General features: G+C 58.2%; 1 protein-coding gene. It reads right to left on the bottom strand.

The window, feature by feature from the left end:
• Positions 1-73: 73 nt before the first annotated feature.
• Positions 74-2641 (bottom strand): PAS domain S-box protein (locus E4K64_RS39470; RefSeq protein WP_135167623.1); only part of this gene is annotated, 2568 nt, incomplete at its 5' end.

Below are 2641 nucleotides of genomic sequence, written 5' to 3'. Positions count from 1 at the left end.
TCCACGACGAAGACGGTCGCCTTTGTCGAGGCCTCGGCATTGCTGCCTTGATCTGGCGCGTCAAATCGTGCAGTCACGAGACGGCCTCCTTATGCAGCGGTAAGGCAAACTGGAACGTCGCGCCCGGTCCATTTTTGTGGACCATCGACAGTCGTCCTCCATGAGATTCCACGATCGACCGGCAGATCGCAAGACCCATTCCAAGGCCAGTCGATTTGGTGGTGAAGAAGGGATCCAAGACGCGGTCCGCGTCGTTCTCGGCGATGCCGACGCCACAATCGGTCACGGCAAGGTGGACGTGCCCCACATCGTCCTTCGATGATTGAATCAGCAGTTCGCGCGTCCTGTCTGTAACTGCATCCATGGCTTCAATTCCGTTCATCACCAGATTGATCATCACCTGTTGTAGCTGAATCCGATCGCCGAGGATCCTAGGCAGCCCTGCCGTCAACTCGGTTCGTAATGTCACTCGGTGGCTCACCAGCTCTCGTGTTACCAGCGCAACGACGTCCTTAACGACCTCATTGATATCGAGCGGCACCATCTCAATCTCGCCTTTCTTCGCGAGCGCGCGAATACGACGGATCACCTCGCTTGCCCGGATTGCGTCTTCGATGATCCACTCCACCGAAGAGCGCGCGGCGGAAAGATTAGGCGCTTCCCGGCCCATCCAACCGAGGCACGCATCCGCGTTGCTGATAATAGCGGCGAGTGGCTGGCTTATTTCGTGGGCGATGGAGGTTGTCAGCTCTCCTAAAGTCGTTACACGCGTCACATGCGCAAGCTCCGACTGTGCCTTTCGTAGTTCTTGTTCGGCTTGATCGGCGCGAATGGTAGCGGTGATGTCAGTGCTGACGCCACGGTAGCCGAGAAACTTGCCCTTTCCATCGAAAAAAGGCTTGCCACTCGTGCGGACGTAGATCGGAGAACCTGTCCGATTCACGGTGCGATAGACGAGATCCCGAAACGGAAGATGGGCCTCCAACGTCGCCCGATGCTGCCGCCACTTCTCGGGTTCCTCTTCGACGTCGCACGCAAAGTCCCAGCGAAGCAGGCCGATCAATCCTGTCGCCAAAATTCCCGCAGCGCTGGTGTGCTCGGATAAGCGAGTGACCTGATGATCCGGCCCGGTCTCCCAGAGCCAGTCGGAAGCTGTTTCGGCGTAGTCGCGAAAGCGCTGTTCGCTTTCGCGTAGCGCGGCAAGTGTGTTTTCCAGGCGTTCCCTAGCTGCGTGTTGCTCGGTCACATCCATATGTGTTCCGATCAGCTCGCTGACGTTGCCATCGCTGCCGACCACCACATGCGCAACGGAGTGTATGCGTCTTATCCCGCCATCCGGTAGAAGGATACGAAAATCATATTCGAACCGCCCCTCCTTGTGTTCAATCGCCTGGCGCTGCACCTCCTCCAGCCGCGGCAAGTCCTCCGGATGGATGCGCGATCGAATGGTCTCGATCGACACCGGCTCTTGTGGGCTAAAGCCGAACAGACGATCGACCTCGGCGGAGCGATACACGAAATCTAGACCGTAGACGTCCCAGGACCAGCTGCCCGTGTGACTGAGATGCTGGGCTTCGGCCAGATAGGCCTCGCTGCGGCGCAGCTGCTGTTCTGCTCGCCTCGCCGCCGTGATATCCGTAGCTGCCCCAACAAACTCGATGTCACCAGAGGCTGTTCTCGTCGCTCGTGCCTGCGCATGGATGTGCTTTACCGAGCCGTCCGGTAGCAGAAGCCGGTATTCGTGCTCGAAATCGCTCGGGTCTCGCATCGCGCGATCGATAATTTCTTTAACCGAAGCCCTATCATCTGGATGAGTGCGCTCAACGACGAGCTGCGGCCCCGGCTGCACTGTGTCAGGATCTAATTGGAAAATGCGAAATGTTTCCTTTGACCAGAAGGCCTCGCCCGTAGTGGGGTTCCAGCTGAAGCTGCCTGTGTGACTCAACTCCTGCGCCTGGGCCAAATGTGCTTCGCTCCGCTGCAGGGCAAGTTCGGTCCGCCTTCGCTCCGTGATATCTTCGCAGGCGATAAGGACAATGGGCTGCTCATCGCCCCAGAGCATGGCTTTGGCGTTTTCACGTACCCACAACACCGAGCCGTCCTTCCTGACTTTCCGGACGTCCCACGTGCGCGTTTGTCCCACATCCTCAAGGCACGTCCGAACGCATTCGCGAACGAAAGCGCGATCCTCCTCGAGAAATACGTCCAGCACTGATCGAGCGATCAGTTCAGCACGAGCATAGCTGAGTTGTGTCGCGCCGAGCGTATTGACGTTGAGGATAGTGCCGGCTTTATCGACCATGAAGTACATGGCCGGATTGTGCTCGAAGATGGCGCGCCATCGCTTTTCGCGATCCTCCAAATCGGCCGCACTCCGCTGAAGCTTGGCCGCAACGACACGCGCAGCCTCTCTTTCCTGGCGGAGCTTTCCGATCAGGTGCGCTCCCACAATCGAGGCAATAAAGAATGCAACAACCACCGGCAGATCTTGGGGGTCATCGATACGCAGGCTGAACGCCGGCGGCGCAAAGTAGTAAGCGAGAGCAGCGATGGCTATGATGCAAAGCGCGGACGACGCGATGAAGCTGCCCATCAACGAAAACAGCAAGACCACCAACAAATAGGCGAACGCCGTCGCGGC

Source organism: Bradyrhizobium frederickii (assembly GCF_004570865.1).
GTDB lineage: Bacteria > Pseudomonadota > Alphaproteobacteria > Rhizobiales > Xanthobacteraceae > Bradyrhizobium > Bradyrhizobium frederickii.
The sequence above is the reverse complement of the archived record's forward strand: the minus strand, read 5'-3'. Positions and strand labels throughout refer to the sequence as shown.